21 protein-coding genes are annotated in these 22007 nt (G+C 56.0%); 4 read left to right on the top strand and 17 right to left on the bottom strand.

Annotation, left to right across the window (positions count from 1 at the left end):
• Positions 1–62: 62 nt before the first annotated feature.
• Positions 63–1010: a sensor domain-containing diguanylate cyclase gene (locus FD737_RS06320; protein WP_097118088.1), complete on the bottom strand. Its 948-nt coding sequence runs from the start codon at positions 1008–1010 to the stop codon at positions 63–65.
• Between the two features lie 394 nt (positions 1011–1404).
• On the opposite strand from FD737_RS06320, the gene uxuA reads away from it, so the two are divergent.
• On the top strand, positions 1405–2469 hold the full coding sequence (gene uxuA, locus FD737_RS06315) for a mannonate dehydratase (protein WP_160833020.1): 1065 nt from the start codon (positions 1405–1407) through the stop codon (positions 2467–2469).
• A gap of 66 nt (positions 2470–2535) precedes the next feature.
• Here the strand turns inward: uxuA and fabF are convergent, their stop codons facing one another.
• From fabF to iolG, 15 genes are all read right to left on the bottom strand, one after another.
• Positions 2536–3810 carry a beta-ketoacyl-ACP synthase II gene (gene fabF / locus FD737_RS06310; RefSeq protein ID WP_160833019.1) on the bottom strand — a complete coding sequence of 425 codons (1275 nt, stop codon included), beginning with the start codon at positions 3808–3810 and terminating at the stop codon, positions 2536–2538.
• A 10-nt stretch (positions 3811–3820) separates the two neighbouring features.
• Positions 3821–5377, bottom strand: a complete 1557-nt coding sequence (locus tag FD737_RS06305) for a DHA2 family efflux MFS transporter permease subunit (protein ID WP_237448751.1) — start codon at positions 5375–5377, stop codon at positions 3821–3823.
• Complete coding sequence (locus tag FD737_RS06300; RefSeq protein WP_160833018.1) at positions 5374–6414, bottom strand: HlyD family secretion protein; 1041 nt, start codon at positions 6412–6414, stop codon at positions 5374–5376. Before FD737_RS06300 ends, FD737_RS06305 begins: the two co-directional genes overlap by 4 nt.
• Entirely contained in the window at positions 6411–6953 is a 543-nt protein-coding gene (locus FD737_RS06295; protein WP_160833017.1) for a helix-turn-helix domain-containing protein, read from the bottom strand. The genes FD737_RS06300 and FD737_RS06295 overlap by 4 nt, the downstream gene beginning before the upstream one ends.
• A 223-nt stretch (positions 6954–7176) precedes the next feature.
• A complete protein-coding gene (locus FD737_RS06290; protein WP_160833016.1) occupies positions 7177–7869 on the bottom strand; it encodes an amino acid ABC transporter permease in 693 nt (230 codons plus the stop codon).
• Positions 7870–7885: 16 nt separating this feature from the next.
• Complete coding sequence (locus FD737_RS06285) at positions 7886–8575, bottom strand: amino acid ABC transporter permease (RefSeq protein ID WP_197080186.1); 690 nt, start codon at positions 8573–8575, stop codon at positions 7886–7888.
• A gap of 79 nt (positions 8576–8654) precedes the next feature.
• A complete protein-coding gene (locus FD737_RS06280) occupies positions 8655–9470 on the bottom strand; it encodes a transporter substrate-binding domain-containing protein (RefSeq protein WP_160833015.1) in 816 nt (271 codons plus the stop codon).
• 20 nt (positions 9471–9490) lie between these two features.
• Positions 9491–10228: an amino acid ABC transporter ATP-binding protein gene (locus tag FD737_RS06275; RefSeq protein ID WP_160833014.1), complete on the bottom strand. Its 738-nt coding sequence runs from the start codon at positions 10226–10228 to the stop codon at positions 9491–9493.
• A gap of 12 nt (positions 10229–10240) precedes the next feature.
• Entirely contained in the window at positions 10241–10807 is a 567-nt protein-coding gene (locus tag FD737_RS06270) for a peroxidase-related enzyme (protein WP_045814738.1), read from the bottom strand.
• Complete coding sequence (locus FD737_RS06265) at positions 10804–11286, bottom strand: hypothetical protein (protein ID WP_160833013.1); 483 nt, start codon at positions 11284–11286, stop codon at positions 10804–10806. Before FD737_RS06265 ends, FD737_RS06270 begins: the two co-directional genes overlap by 4 nt.
• Complete coding sequence (locus tag FD737_RS06260) at positions 11283–12737, bottom strand: NAD(P)-binding domain-containing protein (RefSeq protein WP_160833012.1); 1455 nt, start codon at positions 12735–12737, stop codon at positions 11283–11285. Before FD737_RS06260 ends, FD737_RS06265 begins: the two co-directional genes overlap by 4 nt.
• A gap of 412 nt (positions 12738–13149) precedes the next feature.
• Positions 13150–14112, bottom strand: coding sequence for a LysR family transcriptional regulator (locus FD737_RS06255; protein WP_097118095.1), 963 nt, complete (start codon positions 14110–14112; stop codon positions 13150–13152).
• A gap of 300 nt (positions 14113–14412) precedes the next feature.
• On the bottom strand, positions 14413–15342 hold the full coding sequence (locus FD737_RS06250; RefSeq protein ID WP_160833011.1) for a sugar ABC transporter substrate-binding protein: 930 nt from the start codon (positions 15340–15342) through the stop codon (positions 14413–14415).
• Positions 15343–15390: 48 nt separating this feature from the next.
• Positions 15391–16185: an SDR family oxidoreductase gene (locus FD737_RS06245; protein WP_160833010.1), complete on the bottom strand. Its 795-nt coding sequence runs from the start codon at positions 16183–16185 to the stop codon at positions 15391–15393.
• Positions 16178–17209: an inositol 2-dehydrogenase gene (gene iolG / locus FD737_RS06240; RefSeq protein ID WP_160833009.1), complete on the bottom strand. Its 1032-nt coding sequence runs from the start codon at positions 17207–17209 to the stop codon at positions 16178–16180. Before iolG ends, FD737_RS06245 begins: the two co-directional genes overlap by 8 nt.
• 240 nt (positions 17210–17449) lie before the next feature.
• Here iolG and FD737_RS06235 point away from each other — a divergent pair, with 240 nt between their 5' ends.
• Positions 17450–18493: a LacI family DNA-binding transcriptional regulator gene (locus FD737_RS06235; RefSeq protein ID WP_160833008.1), complete on the top strand. Its 1044-nt coding sequence runs from the start codon at positions 17450–17452 to the stop codon at positions 18491–18493.
• A 7-nt stretch (positions 18494–18500) separates the two neighbouring features.
• On the opposite strand, the gene FD737_RS06230 is transcribed toward FD737_RS06235, so the two are convergent.
• Positions 18501–19409, bottom strand: coding sequence for a LysR family transcriptional regulator (locus tag FD737_RS06230; protein WP_160833007.1), 909 nt, complete (start codon positions 19407–19409; stop codon positions 18501–18503).
• Between the two features lie 130 nt (positions 19410–19539).
• On the opposite strand from FD737_RS06230, the gene FD737_RS06225 reads away from it, so the two are divergent.
• Both FD737_RS06225 and FD737_RS06220 read left to right on the top strand, forming a co-directional pair.
• A complete protein-coding gene (locus FD737_RS06225) occupies positions 19540–20850 on the top strand; it encodes an MFS transporter (protein ID WP_160833006.1) in 1311 nt (436 codons plus the stop codon).
• 14 nt (positions 20851–20864) lie between these two features.
• Complete coding sequence (locus tag FD737_RS06220) at positions 20865–21953, top strand: tartrate dehydrogenase (RefSeq protein ID WP_160833005.1); 1089 nt, start codon at positions 20865–20867, stop codon at positions 21951–21953.
• Positions 21954–22007 lie beyond the last annotated feature (54 nt).

Raw genomic sequence — 22007 nt, 5'->3', positions numbered from 1 at the left:
TGCTACAAATGGGGAAACAGACTTTGGCGGTGGCGCGGGTCTTTTTACGCAACCGCAAAGGATTACCCCGCCAGGCCAAACCCTTGCTTGCCGTTCTTCTTAATCTGGTACATCGCTTCATCGGCACGCGTCAGCGCCTCATCAAAACTAAAGTGCGGCTGCACCGTCGCCACGCCAATCGAAGCACCAATCTGCGCATGGCCGTTATCGACATCGAACGGCGTCAACGCGGCATCCAGCACCGCCTGCATCATGATGCGCACTTTGGGGAAATCGATCAGGAACGGCATCAGCAGCACAAACTCATCACCACCTAAACGGCCCACCACCACGTTCGGTGGCACCTGGTCAAGAATGCGCTGGCTGAGCTGAATCAACACTTCATCGCCACTGCGATGGCCGAGCGTGTCGTTAACATGCTTAAAGTTATCGAGATCGATAAATGCCACGCACAGCGGCCCCTGCGCTTTCATTTTAGCGAAATGCGTTTGCAGCGCGTGGCGGTTGGTCAGACCGGTTAGCGGATCGTGATGCGCCAATGAAGAGAGCTGCGCTTCATACTGCTTCTCTTTGGTCATATCGATGTGCGTGCCGGTGACTTTAAGCGGATTGCCTTCTTCGTCCCACTCGGTCACACGCCCACGATCCAGCACCCAGGTAATTTTATCGTTCTTACCCAGCATGCGATGCAGCGCCTCATAGTAAGGCGCGCGCCCTTCGATGTGATCGTAAAACGCCTTGAGCACTTCATCGGCGTCATCGGGGTGCAGGCGTTCGCGCCAGACTTCAAACTGCGCTTTGGTCTCTTTCGGCTGGAAACCCAGCATCGAACCCCAGCGTCGATTGAAAATCACCAGCTTGCCGCTGGGAATATCCAGCTGCCACAAACATAAACCGGTTCCGTCCAGCGCCGCACTCAGCTTGTTTCGCGCGTCATGCGCTATGCGCTTTAAGCGCGCATTATGCTTTTTCAGGTTCTGAATCTGCTGACGCAGCGCTTCTTCGGACATGATGGCTGACGGAGAGGAAATAAGGGTTATTCTGCCTGCCAGGAAGTTTCTGATAAATAAAACAATTGAAAAGCCGATCAGTAGCGGAAAATTGCATCAAGCTCAGAGGGAACGGCGAAGCATTGAGGTTATTTCAGCTAACAAAACTTTCTTTATTCCTGCAAGGCAGTAGAAAACGCGCCTGGGAAAAGGCGTACCTCTTCTTTCCGTTCTCGTTGCGTTAGCACCCGAACTAAATTTAGGCCGCGTAAATCCGCCACACCGCCTGCTTTTCCGAAGAAATTGTGTTCTGTGACGCGGATCAAGAGATATTCGTTAGTCGATGCTGTGATCATGTTTACTAGAATGGTAGTTTAACAGTTATCGCAGCAACACGATGACGGTGGATGAGATTATGCAACTGACAATGCGTTGGTTTGGTCCCAAAGAAGATAAAGTTTCGCTGGAATATATACGCCAGGTGCCGGGTGTACGTGGCGTAGTCGGCGCGCTGTATGACGTGCCGGTCGGGGAAACCTGGCCGAAAGATAAGATTAAAGCACTGGTTGATCAGGTACATGCCGCCGGTCTGACGGTGGAAGTGATCGAGAGCGTCAACATTCATGACGACATCAAGATCGGCCTGCCGAGCCGCGATCAATATATTGAGAACTACAAGCAGAGCATTCGTCACCTCGCTGAAGTCGGCGTGAAAGTGATCTGCTACAACTTCATGCCGGTATTTGACTGGATGAAGACCGACATGAACTACGTGCTGCCAGACGGCTCACTCACCATGGCGTTCGAGAAGAAAGGCATCGATAAGAGCCTCGACGAAGTGGTGCAGGAAGTGTTGGGTAACTCAAACGGTTTCGCGTTGCCAGGCTGGGAGCCAGAGCGTCTGGCGAAAGTGCAGGATCTGTTTGCGCAATACAAAGACGTTGACGACAACAAGCTGCGTGAAAACCTCGCTTACTTCCTGAAAGCGGTGATCCCGGTATGTGAAGAAGTGGGCGTGAAGATGGCGATCCATCCTGACGATCCACCGTACTCGATCTTCGGTCTGCCACGCATTGTGAAGAATCGCGAAGACCTCGACTGGATCTGTAACGTGGTGGATTCGGAGGCTAACGGCATCACGCTGTGTACCGGATCGATTGCGGAAGATCCGCAGAATGATGTGTACGGTATTCTGGCCGAGTTCTCACGCCGCAAACGTATTCCATTTGCGCACGTACGTAACATCAAGATTATTCAGGACAAAGATTTCTACGAGTGCGCACATCCTTCTGAGTATGGCTCGCTGGATATGTACAAAGTGCTGCAATCGATGCACGACAACGGCTTCGATGGCTACATTCGTTCCGATCATGGCCGCTTTATCTGGGGCGAAACCGGACGTCCGGGCTACGGTCTGTATGACCGCGCACTCGGCACCACTTACCTGATGGGTCTGTGGGAAGCGCTGGAAAAGCGCTAATTCACCCCGCCCTCCAGGCCGCTGTAAACAGCGGCCTTTTTTATTGCCGTCAGTCTTCCCAGCACGTTAACGGAAAACCTCATCCCAACCCTTAAACAGCAGGCTGGCATTCACGCCTCCAAAACCAAACCCGTTCGACAGCACATACTGCATCGCCATCGGCTGTGGTTTCAGCGCCACCAGGTTCAGTCCGGTGGCAGCTTCATCGGGGTGCAGCAGATTGAGCGTGGGCGGTGCGATTTGATCGCGCAGTGCCAGGATCGAGAAGATCGCCTCCACGCCGCCCGCGGCACCCAGTAGATGCCCGGTGGCGGATTTCGTCGAGGTGATCGCCACATTGCTGTCCGCAAACAGCGTGCGAATGGCCGCCAGCTCGCCTTTGTCACCCACCGGCGTGGAGGTGGCATGAGCGTTGATATGCTGCACCTCGGCTGGGGTGATGCCCGCCTGCGCCAGCGCAGTCTCCATCGCACGGCGAGCGCCCTCACCGGTTTCCGGTCCGGCGGTGAGATGGTAGGCATCGGCACTGGTGCCATAGCCGACCAGTTCCGCCAGCGGTGTCGCACCGCGTGCCTGTGCATGTTCCAGAGATTCAATCACCAGCAGACCCGCGCCCTCACCCATTACAAAGCCATCGCGGTCACGATCAAACGGACGAGATGCCTGTTCAGGATGATCGTTAAATCCGCCTGACATCGCTTTCGCAGCCGCAAAGCCCGCCAGACTGACGCGATGGATCGCCGCCTCGGTGCCGCCGCACAGCGCGATGTCTGCCTCGCCGCTGCGGATCAATCGTGCCGCATCGCCAATCGCCTGCGCACCCGCCGCGCACGCCGTGACAGGGGCGCCAATCGGGCCGCGAAAACCGTGGGCAATCGACACATGCCCTGCCGCCAGATTGGCGAGGAAAGAGGGAATGGTAAACGGCGATAAACGACGCGGGCCGCGATTGGCGGTGGTTTCTACCGCGTTGGCGATCTCGTTGAAACCACCAATGCCAGTAGCAATCACCGTCGCGGTGCGCTGGCGATCTGCCTCATCCTGCGGGAACCAGTTGGCTTGCGTCAGCGCTTCATGCGCCGCCACCAGCGCAAACTCAATAAAGCGATCCATTTTCTTGCGATCTTTTGGCGCGATCACGCGCTCGGGATCGAAGCCATGCTGTGGATCTTGTTCCAGCGTGGGCACTTGACCCGCCACTTTGCAGCTAATGTCCTGCACCATCTCGTCCGGTAAGGCGCTGATGCCGGATTTCCCTGCCAGCAGTGATTGCCACACCGCTTCTGTACCGCAGCCGAGCGGGGAAACCATCCCCATACCTGTAATCACAATACGTTTCATCGATAACTCCTTAAGCTGCGGGCTTTTTCATCAAAGGAACCAGCAGCGCAGCGATACAAAATCCGACCATGATCAGCCAGAATGCGTCCGAAAAAGCCTGCGTGCGCGCCTCGCGCAGGGTGAGTGAAGCCAGCGATTGCAGCGCCGCCGTGTGCGCCGCATCCGGGCTTAATCCGTTGAAAATCAGGGCTGCGGTGCGCGATTGCAGATAGTCGCCGAGCGACAAACTGGCGCTGTTGAGGTGATCGGCCAGGCGGCTGAAGTGCAGATTGGTGCGGTCATTGAGCACGGTGCCGCACAGCGCAATGCCGATGGCACCACCGAGATTACGCATCAGATTAAACAGTCCTGAGGCTAATTTTAGTCGCGCGGGTGGCAAGCTGCCGAGCGTCAGCGTCACGGTGGGTGCCACCGCAAACTGCTGCGCCATGCCGCGGAACGCCTGCGGAAACAGCAGCTCTTTTGCGCCCCAGTCATGGGTAATCGGCACAAAGAAAAACATCGATACACCAAAACTCATCAGGCCAAACGCCAGCAAAATGCGCAGATCAACGCGATTCGCCAGCCAGGCATAAAGCGGGATCGACAGGATCTGAAAGATGCCGGTGGAGAAGATCGCTAACCCGATCTCCAGCGCACTAAAGCCGCGTACCTGGCTGAGAAACAGCGGCGTGAGATAGATGGTGGCGAAGATCCCCACGCCAGCCATAAACGAGAAATAACAGCCGAGGCTAAACCCTGGATCTTTTAACGCGCGCAGATCCATGATCGGCTTCGCGTGGTTTAACGTGCGGAAGATAAACAGCACGCCACACAGCAATGCGATCCAGCCCGTGGTGGTGATGGTGCTATCGTCAAACCAACCCCAGCGCGGCCCCTCTTCCAGGGTGTACTCCAGACAGCCCAATGATAGCGCCAGCAAAACAATGCTGAAGTAATCCGCACCGCGCAGTAACTCGGGATTCGGCGAATCGATCCTGACCAACAGCGGCACCGCGATGGCGATGTAAATACCGGGAATGATGTTGATGTAAAACAGCCAGTGCCAGCTGAAGTTATCGGTAATCCAACCGCCGACCGTGGGCCCTAGCGTCGGCGCTAATGAGGCCAGCGCACCCACGGTGGCGGCCGCAATCACCCGCTGCTTGCCCTGGAAAAAGGCAAAGGCGGTAGTGAACACCAGCGGAATCATCGAGCCGCCCGCCAATCCCTGCAAGGCGCGAAAGGCGATCATGCTCTGAATATTCCACGCCCAGGCGCACAGCAAGCTCATTACCGTGAAGCCGCAGGCGGAGACGGCAAACAGCCAGCGTGTAGACATCACGCTCGCCAGCCAGCCGGAAAGCGGGATAATGATGATTTCCGCGATCAGGTAGCTGGTTTGCACCCACACGGTTTCGTCGTCACCCGCCGAGAGCCCTCCGCCGATATCCCGCAATGAGGCGGAGACAATCTGGATATCCAGCAAGGCGATAAACATGCCGATGCACATGGTGGCAAAGGCGAACACCTTCTTGCTGACCGGCATCTCCGCCGGTGCCATCAGCGGTGCAGCCACGCTGCTCATCGCGCGCTTCTCTCATCCACCGTCACCGTGACGGAAAGACCAGGGCGTAACAGACCCAGCACCGCCGCGTCGCCGTCCAGCACAATGCGCACCGGCACGCGCTGGACGATTTTGGTGAAGTTGCCAGTGGCATTTTCTGCCGGAAGAATGCTGAAGCGTGAACCGGTGGCTGGCGACAGGCTGCCAACGTGGCCATTAAAGGTGCGACCGGGTAACACGTCCGCGACGATGCGAGCCACCTGCCCCGGCTTCATATTGGCCAGCTGGCTCTCTTTGAAGTTGGCATCGATCCACAGCCCTTGCGCCGGCACCAGCGACAGTAGCTGCGTGCCGCTGCTGACATAAGAACCTGACCAGGCGCGACGGTTGCCCACCACACCATCAAAGGGGGCGCGGATTTCAGTGTATTCAAGATTGAGCTTAGCCATCGCCAGCCCCGCTTGAGCCTGAGTTAAGGCGGCTTTGGCCTGCTGCTCACGGGCATCCAGCACCTGCAACTGGCGCTCGGCAACGGTTTTGTCGGCACGGGTTTTGCTCTCTTCCGCCATCGCCTGATGGTAATCGGCCTGAGCATGATCGCGGATCTGCTGTGAGACCGCGGAGCTGCTGGCCAGCGCACTGTAGCGGCGCTGATCGGAGGTGGTTTTCAGCGTCACCGCCTGCGCCGCCAGCAGAGAAGCGTGCGTGCCCGCAATAGTGGCGAGTTGCAGCTGGCGCGTGGCGGCGATATCGCTTAACGCGGCCTGCTGTGCGGCCACTTCACCCGTTGCCTGATCCACCGCCGCCAGATAATCACGGTTATCCAACTGCACCAGCAGATCGCCCTTTTTCACCTGTGCGTTGTCCTGCACCGCCAGCGTGTGAATGTAACCGGACACTTTGGCGGAGATGGCACTGATATCTGCGCCAACATAGGCATCGTCGGTGGAAGGCATAAAGCGCGCGGTGTGCCACCAATAGTAGCCATAACCTGCCGCCGTTAAACCGCCGATCGCCACTGCCAGCAGCAGAGCGGATTTTTTACGCGTGCGGGTCATGGCTGTTTCTCTGTAACAGGCGGAGAGAATTTCAGCGTGCTGTCACCCGCGCGTTTTTTCTGCAAATAATCATGGCGATAGTGCATGATCGGCGCCGCTGCCGGGCCGGGCACCATTTGGTATTTATCGCTGGTGAGCGGTTGGCCGTTTTCGCTATCGACCAGCTGCGGTTTCACTGGACGCTGGGTGGCGGTTTCCACCAGCTGCATCTGCCTTCCTTCCGGTGAGAAGTGGGTGCTGCCCCACTCGGCCAGCGCCAGGATAACGCCACGCAAATCACGTCCGGCGGGCGTAAGGTGATATTCGAAGCGCATCGGCGTGGTGCTGTAACACACCTTTTCCATCAAACCATCTTCCACCAGCTCTTTCAGGCGACGCGAGAGGATGTTCGGTGCCACGCCGCTGTTTTTCTGGAATTCGTCAAAACGGGTAAAACCGGCCAGCGCATCGCGCATGATCAGCATGCTCCAGCCATCGCCGATACGGCCAAGGCTGCGCGCAATCGGGCAGGCCATTTGATAAAGCGGTTCGTTTTTCATGGTGGTATTCCGCAGAGGATCTTATGCGGCATACTGTTGCAGAGTGACTATCATTTTGCAAGTTACTTGCATAATGATAGCAAGGAGTGTTCATTATGAAGCGCAATGAATTGCGCCGCTACCCAACCCGTGCAGGCCCTGTAGCAGCACGATTTATCGCGCAAATTTGCCAAAAAAAACGGCAGCCACACTGGGCTACCGTTTCATCACAACTTAGCCATCTCTAGGTGCGCACGCGCAGCGCCGCCTCGATCTTGTCGGCGATCTTAGTGACCAGATACGCAATCACCATGTAGAACACCACCGCAATCAGGAAGGCTTCGAGGTAGTAGAAATTCAGCGCCGCCGTCAACTGCGCCTGGGCAAAGATATCCACCACTTCAATCGCAAACGCCAGCGAAAGCGCTTTCATAATCACCATAAAGGCATTCGCCAGATCGGGGATCGCCGCCACGATAATCTGCGGGAACATCACCCGACGGAACAGCTGTCCACCGCTGTAGCCGAGCGACAAAGCGGCATCGGATTGTCCACTGTCGAACGAGTTCAGCGCGCCTTTCCACACTTCGGCCTGGAATGCCGCGACACAGGCACTCAGTGCCACAATGATGATCACCCAGTTTGGCAGTGAATGGGCATTCACCTCGACGCCAAACAGCGTGGCAACAAAGTGCAGCGCCGGTGGCAAGCCGTAATAGGCGAGGAAAATCACCACCACCATCGGCACGCCTTTGAAGGCGATTTTGTAAGTGATCACCAGCTGGCGCAGCACTGGAATGCGGCGATGCTCGATAAAGGCAAACAACCCGCCCAACAGCGTCGAACAGATAAATACCGTGACCGCCATCAGCAGCGTCACCGGTACCGCATCGAGAATGCTCCAGAAGTCCGGCAGCAAAACCTCAGCATCAAACATGGTTTGTCTCCCCGACTCAGACGCTGGTGGTGAACTTCACGCGCGGTGCAGACTTAGAGCTGTACTTCGCATGACGTTGTTCAAAGAAGCGGATAACCAGCCACGCCACACCGCACAGCAGTGAATAGAGTACGGCCAACACCAGATAGGTGCCGAACTGATACTGGTTGTAATCGCGTTCCATAATCAGGTGCGCGGTCGCCATCACATCTGCCGCACCGATGTACATCACCAGCGCCACGTTGTGAATCAGATAGATAATCGCATTGCCGTAACCCGGCAGCGCAAAGTGCACCGCCTGCGGGCCAATCACCCGCAGCATTTTCTGGCGGAAGCTGTAGCCAAGGCTGTCGGTGGCATCGTGCTGACCCCGTTCCACCGCAAGGTATGCCGGGCGCATCACTTCCGACAGATAACCGCCGTGATACAGGCTCAGGCCGATCATCGCCGCCACATTGGCGGTAAAAAAGTCACCAAAGCCGAAATTATCGGTGATCAGCGGCATGCCGTAGAAGGCCACAAACAGCTGCAGCACCACCGGCACGCTACGCGCGTAAGAAACATAGAGATCGGCCAGCTGGCTGATCACGGGAATACGGCGCACGCGAAAAACGGTGGCGATCAGCGCCAGAAAGAACCCGGCAATCATCGCCACAAACATGATGCCGAGCGTCAGTGGCAGCGCCGACAGCAGTTCTGGAATCATGGAGGATAGATTCACGGTGAAACACTCCTGCTAAAAAGGACAGCATGCGCCCGGCTCAGCACCGGGCGCAGTGAATCTGTTACTTCATGTACTTAGTGACTTCTTCGCCAAACCACTTCTGCGCCAGCTTATCCAGCGTGCCGTCGTCTTTCAGTTCTTTCAGCGCTTTGTTCACGTCATCGTTCAGCGCCTGGTTTTCGGCAGAGCGGTGGATCAGCACATAGGTGTTGTTGATCACCACCGGCTCACTGGCTTTGATCGCCAGCTTCTGGTTGTCGATCACCGTCTGCTCACCGAGGTTTGAAGGCAGGATCAGCGCATCGTATTTCCCGTTCTGCACTTCTTTGAGGCGATCCGGGTAAGGCACACCGGCGCTGGACGCTTTGATGGTGATTTTGTCGTCCGGGTTATCCTGCTGCCACTGGGTGACGAACTTATACACGCCGCCGCCTGCGGTCACTGGCACGATGTTCTTGCCGACCAGATCTTTCATGCCGTTGATATTGCTATCGCTGCGGCTGTAAATCTTCATCAGGCTGGCACCGATCGGTGCATCCGGAATCAGGAACTGTTTGCTGCGCGCAGGCGCTTTGTAGTAACCGCCGGTCGCCATGTCGTACTTGCCGGTCACCAGGCCCGTTTCCTGTGCGATATCCGCCGCGCCTTCCATCACAAACTTGTACTGTGGCAGTTTGGCGTTGATGGCTTTCAGCACGTCCGGCTCGTAACCCTCAGGTTCGTGGCCGATGGCGCCCCATGACAGCGGTTTGGATTCCGCAGCGGTGGCGATTTTGATGGTGCGTACCGCGTCAGCAAAGCTGTTACCGCTGATCAGAGCCAGGGCGATGATGCCAGGCGCGGCCAGGCGACGTAATGTGGTTTTGATTGCAGGCATGTCTTTGATTCCTTTAATTATTAGAATGCTCGTTCTGAACTGAGGAACTGTGCAAGGCGCGGCAGGGTTGGATTATCAAACATCTCTGTCGGACTGCCCTGCGCGGCCACGACACCCTGATCCATAAACACGATGCGATTCGAAATGCTTTTCGCGAACTGCATCTCATGCGTCACCAGCAGCGAGGTAATGCCGGATGACGCCACGTCTTTAATCACTTTCAGCACTTCACCCACCAGCTCAGGATCGAGCGATGAGGTCGGTTCATCAAACAGCATCACATCAGGACGCACCGCCAAAGCACGGGCGATACCGGTACGCTGTAACTGGCCGCCAGACAGCTGCGACGGATAGTGATCGAGCTTGGCACCCAGACCCACACGCTCCAGCTCCTGCACGGCGATGTCGCGCGCTTGCTGTTTGGTTTTACGCTGGATGACGATCAGCGGATCCATCACGTTTTCCAGCACTGTCATGTTTTTGAACACGTTAAATTGCTGGAACACCATGGCGGTGCGCAGACGGATCGCCTGGATCGCCGCTTTATCCGGTGACTGATAATCCATGCGGATCTGATCCAGCTGAATGGTCCCGGCTGACGGCTTCGCCAGATAGTTAATGCAGCGCAGCAGCGTGGTTTTCCCGGTGCCGCTTGGCCCGATGATCGACACCACATCGCCGCGTTTTACCGACAGATCAACCCCTTTCAGGATCGGATTGCTGCCGTAAGAGAGCGTAATATTGTTGAGTTCTAACATCCGGTGCAGCCCTTATTTGTTCAGGTCAGCATGGCCGAGCACATGCATCAGACGGTTGGCCCAGCCGAAAATGGCGATGGCGTGGATCAGATCGATAATCTCCTGATCGTTCATGCCGACGGCACGCAGTGCCGCCACATCTTCCGGCGTGGCCTCAGAAGGCGTAACCGATAAACGGCGGGCAAAGCGGTAGATCGCCGCATCGCGTTCACCTAATACATCCGCTCTATCAAAATAGATGGCACTGACCACGGCGTCACTGTCGGCCAGCTGCGCATGACGCCGCGCGTGCACTACCGCACAGTAGCGGCAACCGTTGACGATCGAAGCACCTAATGCGCCCAGCTCACGATCCGCACGATCGAGGCCACCTTCGACATACATAATGGCGTTGAACAGCCCGGTACGTGCGGTGTAGCTCTCGGGATCGTGCACCAGCGTGCGCACGTACTCGGAGATCTTCTTGTTGGACGGCGTGACTTTCATCGCATCGAGCTGCGCCGGTGTCGCCTGTTCTACATCGACTGGCGTGATGTAAGGATGCCAGTGCAGCGGCTTGAGATTTACCGACGGAATCATGCGGACCTCATCAAACGTAAGCCAGCCGCCACGCGCGTCTGGAAGTTAACAAAGGCGATCAGCTCAGAGAGCGCAACAATTTGCGGGTTGCTCAAACCGGCCTGCTCCAGCAAGCGAATATGCTGTTCGGTAGCCTGAATGGGCTGCTGCGTGACCATGTCAGCATGGCGCGCAATCGTGGCCAGCGGCTCTTCCGCTACGGCGCAACCTGAGGCCAGCGCCAGCAAGGCTTCAGACGGATTTAACGCCGCCAGCTGCGCCTGGTAATCACTTTGCAGCGGCGCATCGTAGTTCAACACCGCCATACGCTGCGCCAGTGCCAGACGCAGATCCGCAGGTAAACCCTGACCCTCTTCCGGCGCGAGTACTGACACACGGCACGCTTCCGCGCCCTCAACAAATTCGGGACGCAGGCGGCGCGTCTGATACAACGCCTCATCTGGTGTTAATCCGGCTGCTTGATCAATAGCGTCGCTCACAACGCGTTCTCCTGTTTTAGTAACGGGGTTGAATCCACCCATTCATCGCCCTGTAATTCAGGGGTGTCAAAAGCTTGTAAGTTGGCGTAGTGCTGCTCGACGTCCTCGGCAAACAGCGAGGCGGTAATACCGCGCACCAGGCGATCGGCACCGGCGCTTACCGCAGGAATGTCGCCGGAGACTTTGCCGTGCGTCAGCATGGCGGCATCGTTGAAGCAGTGGATGTGTGCCAGCATCGGGCAGGCATCAGGCGTCAGTTCGCGGAACTCGAATGAAGCGCCGAGATCCGGCGCTTCCAGCAGGCTGTGGCGCGGATTGCCCATCTCAGGTTGATAGCGACCGTCAGACCAGCTGCGAATATGCGGCGCAATGGCAGCAAACTCCGGGCGGCCGTGGAAATCGTTGGTGAAGCCGGTGGCGGCGATCAAAAAGTCGTAGTGCAGTGCGCCCTGGGTGGTTTCAATCAGCAGGCCGTTTTCTTCCTGTTTAACGGCGTTAATGCCGCAATCGAGGAAGAAGCGCGCGTTCTCATGACGTGATACGCGCAGAGTGGAAGAGCGCGGCGGTGGCGTTTGCGTCGCGGCGGTGTAATCGACAAATTTCCATTTCCACGCATCCGGCAACTGATGCATGCCGTGCACCACGCCCTGACTGCCAATGCCGGTCATCTTGTTGATACGCGGCATTTCTTTGCGGCGAATCAGCAGATCGACGGCAGCAGCGCCCTGTTCCAGCGCGGTGGCCGCGTTATCCATCGACGAGGCTCCTGCACCAATCACCGCAATGCGCTTGCCTTTTAAGGCAGTGAAATCGATGTCATCAGCGGAGTGTGCCCAGAACTGGCGATCAATGCCCTGCAGGAAATCCGGCACGGCGAAGCCACCGAGGCCTGAACGTCCGGTGGCCAGCACCAAACGGCGCGTGTAAACACGCTCGGTTTCGGCACCCTCCAGATCCAGCGCAATCAAATCCCCGGCCTGTGCAATGCTGGTGACACGCACGTTGTTCTGTACAGGCAGATTCAGCACCTTGCGGTACCAAATCAGGTAATCCATCCACTGCGCTTTAGGGATTTTGTCCAGCGCCTGCCACGCCTCTTTGCCCCACTGCGCCGTGAACCAGGCGCGGAAGGTCAGTTGCGCGAGGCCGAGAGCCGGGCCGTGCAGCGTTTTTGGTGAGCGCAGGGTTTCCATACGCGCAAAAGTGATCCACGGTCCCTCCAGCCCAGCGGGTGCGGCGTCATAAGCCACCACATTGCTGATGCCGGTGAACTGTAATTTGGCGAGTGCCGCCAGACCGCACATGCCCGCACCGATCACCACCACATCACGGACCGGCGCACTCTGGAAGGTGCGTTCCGGTACCCAGGATTTGGCGGGCAGTTCCAGAAATTCCAGATCCTGCTGAAGCTGAGCTTCTAATGCAGCAAGACCTTTGGCGGCATACGTCATAGAGAGATTTCCCCGGTGTCAGCGATCGCGTTGAGAGCGAGCGAAAACGATGAAAACACGCCGATGATCCTACCTTTTTAATTATCTATAAAATGCATAATAGGTAACTAACAATCATCAATACGCATAATAGGAGCTAAGTTTTCGCATAATCCTCTTGCCCTAAATGTGAGTCAAGATTTTCGCTCAGGATTTGACCAATGGATTTCTTATATCTTATGCCGAGAAAGTTATAAGCGTTGAAAATGAAGGGATTCATCGCGCCTGATAAGTCAGGAAGCCGCGGTACTTTATCCTGCCGCTGTAGCGTAATAGGGCTATTGCGTGCCTAATGCATTCGGTTCAGATGCGTAGCGATGCGCTTCATCTCTAATTGAAGCGCTAATGCTGTTGGATGAACTCAATTGCCCCGCTATGACTCCTGGTTTATCACTCGCATGATGCGCGGATGTTCACTGGCAGGCAGACGTTCAAACCCTGGCAGCAGCTGAGTAGCGGCGTCTGCCAGCGCTTCCACCAGTGCCTGCGCAGCGCTGGAAATCTGGCGGCCTTGCGGCGTGATCACGCCAAAGAAGTAAGGGATGTCTTCCTGAATCGGACGGATCGCCACTCCGGCCAGCGGCATGCCCCAGCCGGTGACCGGTTCGAGGATCGCCACGCCCAATCCGGCACGCACGCAGCCCAGAATATTTGCCGATGAGTTGGTTTCGATAGTTTCCAGCAGCGGCGCTTTGACTTTCTTCAGCGCCTTTTCGTAACGACTACGCAGGCGTTGCGGACTCCACGGTGCAATCAAACGGCGGCCAGCAAGCTGGCTCAGCGAAAGCGCACTGTGTGCCGCCAGTTCATCCTCTTCCGGTAGCGCAATTACGCACTGTGATTGCCCAATCCAGTGCAACTCCACCGCATGATGCTCCAGCGGCAAGCTGCACAAACCGATGTCTGCTTCAGCGGTAATTACCGCATGTGCCGTCTGTACGGCAGACTCACTGATGATTTGCACTTTGTTCTGTAAATTGAGTGCGGCCAGTGCCTGCGGCAATAACCCGGCGGCCAGCGCGGGCGTGGCAGCAATACTGAGTGGGCGATGCTGCTGATGGGCGATCTCTTGTGCGCGGAGTCGGATCTGTTGCAGCGACAGCAGTGCTTTCTGCACATACTGATGCAGCTGCAGCGCCTCTTCCGAGGGATGAATACGCGGGCCGTTGCGGATAAACAGCGGATAACCCAGCGACTGCTCCAGCTCCTGAATCAGGCGGGAAACGGCGGGCTGCGAGCGGTTTAGTGCTTTGGCGGCCGCCGTCACGCTGCCGGCTGAAATTACCGCCGAGAAGGCTTCCAGCTGACGCAGATCGAGGTCGTTTAATGGAGTCATCGCGTGGTTACTTCCCTAAGTCATTGATCGTTCCCGACAATCATCCGGGAAAAAATCCATCATAGAGAGAGTTACGCGAATTAGCCACTGCGGGAAAACTGCGTGTTGGTCGCCATTAAAGGCGACTCTACAGTGAAGGGGGCACATCAATAGCGCTCATAATTTCAGGATGCGCATTGATTGCGCTCGATCATTGTAGAGTACGTATTGATAGCGCCCAGTGATTGTAGGATGCGCACTGGTAGCGACCAATCATTGTAAGGTGCGCATTAATGCGCACCGGAAGCAGCACCTTAATATTCAGCGCACCTTATTCTGCGCAAACTCACTGTAATTTTCCCGGGTTATCAGTTGATAAGGAATAAAGGTATCCTTCGCCACTTTCTCGCCTTTCACCAGCGCAACCGCCGATTGCACTGCGCCATCGCCCTGCCCTTTGGCGTCCTGAAACACCGTCAGGCTCATCTCTCCGCTCTTGATGAACTGCAGCGCATCTGGCGTGCCATCAATGCCCGCCACCTGCACATTTTTCGCCCCCGCCTGCTTCAGCGCCAGAATGGCACCGATCGCCATCTCATCATTGTTAGCAACGATAGCGTTGATATCCTGGCCAGTAAGCAGCCAGTTGGTGGTGACATCATTGGCTTCTTTGCGGAAGAACAGCGCGGATTGCTTATCCAGCACCTTCATGCCCGGATGCTGCGCAATGACCTCTTCGACCCCTTTGGTGCGTTCGCGGGTATCTTCGCCCGACAGATTGCCCATCAGGATCATCACATTGCCTTTATCCCCCATCTTCTTCGCCAGTGCTTCCATCTGCATTTTTCCGGCCAGACGTGGATCCGATCCAACATAGGCCATGCGATCACTCAACGGTGTTTCTGGCCGACGGTTAACGAACACCAGCGGCACGTTAGATCGCTGTGCCAGTGCGATAATCGGTTTCATTGCCTGGGTATCGGTGGGCGTGACAATGATGGCGTCAACCCCTTGACCAATAAAGGATTCCACCTGCTGCAACTGCTGTGCGGAATCCCCTTTTGCATCCTCAAACTGCCCTTTTACATCGCCGAGTTGTTTCATTTTGCTCGCCATCGCCTGGCGCAGGATGGTCTGAAAATTATCATCGAAATGATCCATGCTGACGCCAATGCTGAGGTCTTTCGCCATCACGCTCACGGGTAGCGCGCACAGCAGTGCCAGCGCGGTAAGGTGTTTTTTCAATTGCATAATCTGACCTTATTGTATTGATCTGTAGGGGGCAGAATCGGCGCATCCTTACTCGGGATAGGCACCGGCAACATTCTGGTCGTAATCGATTAATGCACCGGTCATCACACCGGCTTCCTGACTGAGCAGATAACTGGCAAGGCCTGCCAACTGCTGCGGCTTACAAAGCTGTCCCATCGGCTGTGACGCCTCGGCACGTTCCAGCCAGCCATCCGTCGCGCCGTGATATTTTCGTTGGGTGAGATCCTCGCCAGGCGTGTCCATCCAGCCGGGCAAAATGGCATTGCAGCGAATACGGTTGCCGCGATAGGCATTGGCCACGTTTTTAGTCAGCGTGCCGAGTGCACCTTTGGAGGCGGAATAAGGTGCCAGATAAGATTGTCCACAGTGCGCGCATTGAGACAGGATATTGACGATCGCCCCGCCGCCGCCCTGAGCCAGCCGATGGCGCACAAAGCCCTGCATCAGAAAGAAAGGCGCACGCGCGTTGGTATTGAACATCTGATCCCAGAGTTCAACGGGTGTATCCACCAGCGTACCGCGAGCGCCCAGTGCAGCAGCATTGACCAGCACGTTCACGTCGCCAAAGGCTGCGACCGCCCGCTCGGTTAATGCCAGGCACGCATCCACATCCTGCAAATCCAGCGCGATAAACTGCGCGGTAGCGCCCAGTTCAGCCAGTTCGGCACTGGCACGCACGCCCTTCTCTGCATCACGCCCGGCAAGGATCAATCGTGTGCAGCCCTCCCACACCAGTTGACGTGCGATGGCAAAACCCACGCCCTGTGCGCCACCAGTCACGATGGCAATGGTATTCGTATGTCGGCCCGCAGTGTTATGCATGATGGAACTCCTGATCTAATCCAGTGAGGTGCAGGGTTTTGCCGAGTCTGAGTGACTCAGTGGCGGCTTCCGCCAGCAGTGCGGCTTTCAGTCCGTCCAATGCATTGACCGGCATCGGTTTGCCGCTCTGTGCACACTCGAGGAACAGCCGCATCTCTTCCACATAGCTGGGCCCGTAGCGCTCCATAAAGAATTCCAGAATTGGTGCGGAGCAGCCCGGCGCGTTGGGTGAATAGCGCGTAAAGCCTGACTGGCGCGGGTTGTCGGACATCACCATCCCTGAGGATCCAAAGGCTTCAATGCGTTGGTCGAAGCCGTAGCTGCAGCGGCGGGAGTTGAGGATAGTGACGAGCGTGCCGTCTTCCGCCAGTAGCGTCACGCTGGCCGTGTCCACATCCCCCAATCGACCGATTTCGGGATCGATAATCGACGATCCGTGCGCGGTGATACTGACAAACTCTTCGCCGACGATTCCGCGCGCCATATCGAAATCGTGGATCATCATGTCGCGGAACAGGCCGCCGGAGCGTGGAATGTATTCCAGCGGTGGCGGGAAGGGATCGCGACTGGTGATGGTCAGTTGCTCAAGGCGACCAATCTCACCGGCCTGTACCGCATGGCGCACCGAGGCATGCCCACGGTCAAAGCGGCGATTGAAACCGAGAAACACCCGCTGAGCCGCCTCACTGCCAATGATCTCAATGCAACGCCGCGCATCCGCCAGGCTGCTGGCTAACGGCTTTTCACACAGCACCGGTTTACCGGCATGGGAGGCTGCGATGATCAGCTCCACGTGGGTATCCGATGAAGTGGCGATGACGACCGCATCCACCTGAGGATGGTTGATAGCCGCAGCAGCACTGGATGCCACCGCGGCACCGGTTTCTGCCGCCATCGCGTCAGCGGCTGCGCTAACCGGATCGTACACTGCCACAATTTGCCCGCCCGCCTGGCGAATGGCGCTGGCATGGACTTTCGCCATGCGGCCAGCACCGAGCAGCGCAATACCTGTTAATTGCGTCATGTTTAACTCCTGAAATAAAAAGGGTGGCATTGGCTGAATAATTAACGCGCTTTTATCTTTACTCTTTAAATAAAGACAGGTTGCTGCGCTGATTATTAGCCTTAAAAATTCACTGAATCTTTAAATAAACTCTACGCACATCACCCTTTGAAATTAATTGGTGCTGAAATCTTGATCAAATGCTGAATTGGCGGTAAACATTCACTCAATGAGGGGTTCCCATCAAAATGGACGGTTAATGTGAGCGATATCAAGAAAACCACGTTGGATCAGATCGCTGCAGCAGCGGGCGTCAGTTTGAGTACCGTGGACAGGGTGATGAATCGACGTGGCGGCGTCTCGCCCGCCAGGGAAGCCAAAGTGCTGGAGTGGGCCAACAAGCTCAATGTCGATCGCGTACTGTTTCGCGGCTATTTGCCGATGCTGCGCGTGGCGGTATTGATGCAATCACCGAATAATCCGTTTTATCGCGGGCTGCGCAATGCGTTCGCCGATATTGGCGCCACCCTGTCGGATATGCGCCTCAACTGCTTTATTCACTATCTCGACCTGACTAAACCACAGGGCACCATCAAACAGATTCATCAGATTGCTTCGGTGAATGACGCGATGATTGTGGTGTGCCCGAACGATCCTGATGTCGCGGAAGCGCTACGACAGATATCCACTAAAACCCCGGTGGTGACACTGGTCACTGATATTCCAACCAGCGGGCGCATTGCCTATGTAGGGCCGGACAACCGTCAGATGGGCCGCGCCGCCGGGGAATTAATGGGCCGATTTTGCGGCAGCCAGGGCGGTGATGTGCTGGTGGTATTGGGGATGCAGCACATGATCGGGCACGAGGAACGAGAGATGGGATTCCGCTCGGTGCTGCGAGAGCGCTTCCCGCAGTTTGCCATCAGCGAGACGCTGGAAAGCGGCGAGGACCAAACGCGGGCGGGCGAAGTGGTACGCCGCGCATTGCAAAACAATCCGAATATTCGTGGCATTTATAACGTTTCAGCGGGTAACACCAATATTACCCAGGCAATAAGATCTCTCGGACTGGAGCAGCAGATGGTGTTGATCACCCATGAACTCACCACTGAACGTCGCCGCATGCTGCGCGAAGGGGTGATTGATGTGATTATCGATCAGAATCCGCACGAAGAAGCGCGACGCGCGCTGGAGATTATTGCGGTGCATTTTAATCGGCTGGAAAGCGATAAATCTCCTGGGAGCTATACGCCGTTTAATATTTATATTCGCGAGAACTGCCCGCCGGAATCGGAGTTTAGTTAATTCACAATTAAAGTTTTTGCGTAAGTTCGCGCTTGTTGTCATTTAACAGGCGCAGCATCTCACGTAAATAATCATCTTCATTGCCTTTTTGCCAGGCAATACTCAGCGGCAGGCCCTTTATTTGCTCTGGCAGCTCCAGCGGGATATAGCTGACGCTGTCGCTGTTCATGGTGCGATAGGATGCTGGCACCACCGCCAGGCCCAATCCCGCGCTGACCAGACTCAAAATGGTCTGCTTCTCTTCAGCAAACTGCGCGATGTGAGGCGTTAATCCCGCCAGTTTAAACAAACTCATGGTGAGATCGTGACTGTGTGGTCGGGTACGTCGGTCGGGAATAATCATCGCTTCATGCTGAAAATCCTCGACGGCCACGCGCGATCGGCTGGCCAGTGGATGATTCAACGGCACTGCCAGTACGCAGCTTTCGCGCGTGATAAAACGGATGGCCAATGATGCATCCATCACCTGCGGCGCACGAATTATAATCATATCCAGCCAGCCTGATTTTAACTTCGGAATCAGATTAATGGTCTTATCTTCAATAATATGAATATCACTGGTGGGATAAAGGGGAACAAATAAGTTTAACAAGGCGGGCACTAATCCACGCGCCGCACTATCAATTGCGCCAATACGTAATGTACGACGCTCATCTTTTAATCCTGATTTAAATCTACGCGCCAGGGCATCAAATTGATCAATAAGTTTACTGGCTTCATCAAAAAATATCGCCCCTTCCGCTGTTAATGAAACATTGCGCGTTGATCGGTTCAATAAGCGCACGCCCAGGTCCTCTTCGAGTATTCGGATAAAGCGAGAAAGTGACGCAGGCATCATTTCCAGTCTTTGGGCCGCCCGGCCGAAATGGAGTTCTTTACCCACTGTGACAAAACAACGCAGTTGATTTATATCCACATTTTCCTCGCCATTCGATTATTCAAATACTTTATATAATCCACGATTAATGATTCGCCAAGTCAAAACTGCATACTGAACTCGATGACAAAAAAATAACACTACCCTACACAATCTGGAGCACTTTAATATGAACTCTCACCTCGAAAAAAGGGTGATGCGTAAAGTGACGTTACGCATTGTGCCCTTCATCATGCTGCTCTATTTCATCGCTTTTCTCGATCGCGTCAACATTGGTTTTGCCGCGTTAACCATGAATCAGGATTTAGGATTCTCGCCCACGGTATTTGGTTTGGGCGCCGGGATCTTTTTCCTCGGTTATTTTTTATTTGAAGTCCCCTCGAACTTAATTCTGCATAAAGTGGGTGCGCGTATCTGGATTGCCCGTGTGATGATCACCTGGGGATTGGTCTCCGGCTGCATGGCCTTCGTGCAAGGCACCACCAGTTTCTACACCCTGCGATTCCTGCTCGGTGTGGCAGAAGCCGGTTTCTTCCCCGGCATCATCCTCTATCTCAGCTACTGGTTCCCGGCAGCAAAACGGGCGCAGGTCACGGCCATTTTCATGGCCGCGGCGCCACTCTCGACCGCGCTGGGATCGCCGATTTCCGCTGCCTTGCTGGAAATGCATGGCTTCCTGGGCTACGCAGGCTGGCAGTGGATGTTTGTGCTGGAAGCCATCCCCGCCCTGGTGCTCGGCGTGGTGGTGCTGTTCTTCCTCACCGACCGTCCGGCCAAAGCCAAATGGCTGACTGACGAAGAGCGCGCGTGGCTGGAGAACACCATGCAGGCTGAAGAGCAAGCGCGGGCGACTAAACAGAGTCACAGCAGCGCATGGCGCGGGCTGGCCGATAAGCGTGTGCTGGCTCTGGCGCTGGTCTACTTCGGCACCTCCGCCGGGTTGTATACGCTCGGCATTTGGTCACCGCAAATCATTCGCAGCTTTGGCGCTTCCTCGCTGGAGATCGGTTTCCTCAACGCCTTCCCGGCCGTGATCGGCGTCATCGCCATGATCCTGTGGGCACGTCATTCCGACCGCACCAAAGAGCGCAGTTGGCACGTGATGGGTGCCTGTCTACTGGCCGCAGTCGGGCTGATTTACGCCGGTAACGTCAGCACGCTGTTTACCGTGATTATCGCCCTGACGCTGGTCACCGTGGGGATCAGCGCCTCAAAACCGCCACTGTGGAGCATGCCAACCCTGTTCCTCAGTGGCCCGGCAGCGGCAGCGGGTATCGCCACCATAAACTCCCTAGGCAACCTCGGCGGTTTTGTCGGCCCGATGATGATTGGTGTCATCCGTCAGCAAACCGGTAGCTACACCTGGGGGTTGTACTTTGTCGCCGGATTACTGGCGCTCTCCGCCCTCGTGGTCCTGATTCTTTCTGCCGGGGCGAATAAGCCGCAAACGGCAGAGATTCCTCATCCTCATACTCATTGACTGGAGAAATAACCATGCGTAATTACAAAATTGCTGCCATTCCCGCTGACGGTATCGGTCCGGAAGTGATTTCGGCAGGCGTGGAAGTGTTGCACGCTGTAGCGCGCCACGATGAACAACTGAAGTTTGAGATTGAAACTTTTGACTGGGGTTCGGATTACTACAAACAGCATGGCGTGATGATGTCCGAAGATGGCCTGAACACGCTGAAAAAATTCGATGCGATTTACTTCGGCGCGGTAGGTGCACCGGATGTGCCAGACCACATCACCTTGTGGGGCCTGCGTCTGCCGATTTGCCAGGGCTTCGACCAGTACGCCAACGTGCGTCCAACTAAGATCCTGCCGGGCGTGACCTCGCCGCTGCGCAATCGCGGTCCGGGCGATCTCGATTGGGTTATCGTGCGTGAGAACTCGGAAGGTGAATACTCAGGCAACGGCGGTCGTGCGCACCGTGGCTTGCCGGAAGAAGTGGGCACCGAAGTGGCGATCTTCACGCGCGTTGGTGTCACCCGCATCATGCGTTATGCCTTTAAACTGGCACAGTCGCGTCCGCGCAAACTGCTGACCGTGGTGACCAAATCCAACGCCCAGCGTCACGGCATGGTGATGTGGGATGAGATTGCCGCTGAAGTGGCGCTGGAATTCCCGGATGTGCAGTGGGACAAGATGCTAGTCGATGCGATGACGCACCGCATGACGCTGCATCCGCAGACGCTGGATACCATCGTTGCCACCAACCTGCACGCCGATATCCTCTCCGATCTGGCCGGTGCTCTGGCGGGCAGTCTGGGCGTGGCTCCGACCGCTAACATCGATCCGGAACGCCGCTTCCCGTCGATGTTCGAACCGATTCATGGCTCAGCATTTGATATTACCGGCAAAGGCATCGCCAACCCGATTGCGACCTTCTGGACAGCGGTGCAGATGCTGGAACATCTGGGCGAACATAATGCGGCAGCGTTGATCATGGCTGGGATCGAATATGTGTGTGAGAAAGGCATTTTGACGCCGGATATCGGTGGTACGGCTAATACCGCTGATGTGACCCGCGCTGTGGTGCAGTTTATTGAAGCCAAAGCGAAAGTGGCTGAGACGGCGTAAGGGTGAGGATGCAGAGAGATCCTTCGGGATCTCTTTCCATTTGCCATTAAACGC

It is taken from the genome of Pantoea sp. Seng (assembly GCF_009829935.1).
GTDB classification, from domain to species: Bacteria; Pseudomonadota; Gammaproteobacteria; order Enterobacterales; family Enterobacteriaceae; genus Pantoea; species Pantoea communis.
Note: the sequence above shows the minus strand (reverse complement) of the source record. Positions and strands in the feature narration are given on the sequence as shown.

Coding starts and splice junctions, on each gene's coding strand:
- FD737_RS06320 (WP_097118088.1), bottom strand. CDS start 1,010: ATGTCCGAAGAAGCGCTGCGTCAGCAGATTCAGAACCTGAAAAAGCAT.
- uxuA (WP_160833020.1), top strand. CDS start 1,405: ATGCAACTGACAATGCGTTGGTTTGGTCCCAAAGAAGATAAAGTTTCG.
- fabF (WP_160833019.1), bottom strand. CDS start 3,810: ATGAAACGTATTGTGATTACAGGTATGGGGATGGTTTCCCCGCTCGGC.
- FD737_RS06305 (WP_237448751.1), bottom strand. CDS start 5,377: ATGAGCAGCGTGGCTGCACCGCTGATGGCACCGGCGGAGATGCCGGTC.
- FD737_RS06300 (WP_160833018.1), bottom strand. CDS start 6,414: ATGACCCGCACGCGTAAAAAATCCGCTCTGCTGCTGGCAGTGGCGATC.
- FD737_RS06295 (WP_160833017.1), bottom strand. CDS start 6,953: ATGAAAAACGAACCGCTTTATCAAATGGCCTGCCCGATTGCGCGCAGC.
- FD737_RS06290 (WP_160833016.1), bottom strand. CDS start 7,869: ATGTTTGATGCTGAGGTTTTGCTGCCGGACTTCTGGAGCATTCTCGAT.
- FD737_RS06285 (WP_197080186.1), bottom strand. CDS start 8,575: ATGATTCCAGAACTGCTGTCGGCGCTGCCACTGACGCTCGGCATCATG.
- FD737_RS06280 (WP_160833015.1), bottom strand. CDS start 9,470: ATGCCTGCAATCAAAACCACATTACGTCGCCTGGCCGCGCCTGGCATC.
- FD737_RS06275 (WP_160833014.1), bottom strand. CDS start 10,228: ATGTTAGAACTCAACAATATTACGCTCTCTTACGGCAGCAATCCGATC.
- FD737_RS06270 (WP_045814738.1), bottom strand. CDS start 10,807: ATGATTCCGTCGGTAAATCTCAAGCCGCTGCACTGGCATCCTTACATC.
- FD737_RS06260 (WP_160833012.1), bottom strand. CDS start 12,737: ATGACGTATGCCGCCAAAGGTCTTGCTGCATTAGAAGCTCAGCTTCAG.
- FD737_RS06255 (WP_097118095.1), bottom strand. CDS start 14,112: ATGACTCCATTAAACGACCTCGATCTGCGTCAGCTGGAAGCCTTCTCG.
- FD737_RS06250 (WP_160833011.1), bottom strand. CDS start 15,342: ATGCAATTGAAAAAACACCTTACCGCGCTGGCACTGCTGTGCGCGCTA.
- FD737_RS06245 (WP_160833010.1), bottom strand. CDS start 16,185: ATGCATAACACTGCGGGCCGACATACGAATACCATTGCCATCGTGACT.
- iolG (WP_160833009.1), bottom strand. CDS start 17,209: ATGACGCAATTAACAGGTATTGCGCTGCTCGGTGCTGGCCGCATGGCG.
- FD737_RS06225 (WP_160833006.1), top strand. CDS start 19,540: ATGAACTCTCACCTCGAAAAAAGGGTGATGCGTAAAGTGACGTTACGC.
- FD737_RS06220 (WP_160833005.1), top strand. CDS start 20,865: ATGCGTAATTACAAAATTGCTGCCATTCCCGCTGACGGTATCGGTCCG.